Annotated in this window: 1 pseudogene; it reads right to left on the reverse strand. The window is 69.2% G+C overall.

The features are described 5' to 3' along the window. Positions 1-477, reverse strand: a pseudogene (locus tag CCN51_RS58910) (extracellular solute-binding protein); the annotation flags it as partial.

Consider the following 477-nt stretch of genomic DNA (forward strand, 5'->3'; position numbering starts at 1 on the left):
GGCGGCGACGATGCCGCCGGGGGTGCCGTCCACACCGTAGGGCAGGGCGGGCGCGGGGGTGAGCAGGCCCTTGGAGTCGGGGTAGAGGGTCTGGTAGGAGCCGAAGCCGTTCTGCTGGGAGCCCACGGTGCCGTTGAGGAACAGCGTGGACAGGTCCACCTGCGACAGCGAGGTGGCGTCGGGGTGGTAGGAACCGTTCTTGCGCAGCTGCGTCTGGTAGGCGATCGCGGCCTTGAGCCGCTCGTCGGTGTAGTTCGGGTGGAAGGTGCCCTTCTTGTCCACGGCCCAGCCCTGCGGGGCGTTGTGGGCGGCGGAGTGCACGCCGTTGCCGAACAGTGAGCCGGTGGCGGCGCCCAGTGCGTAGGTCTTGCCGTGGGTGGCCTTCTTGGCGACGTCGGCGAAGTCCTGGGAGGTCCAGCCCTGTTTCATTCCGGCGTCGGTGAACATGCCCTGGTTGAGCCACAGCGTGGAGCCGGG

Origin of the sequence: Streptomyces milbemycinicus (assembly GCF_002154605.1) — a bacterium.
Classification (GTDB): domain Bacteria; phylum Actinomycetota; class Actinomycetes; order Streptomycetales; family Streptomycetaceae; genus Streptomyces; species Streptomyces milbemycinicus.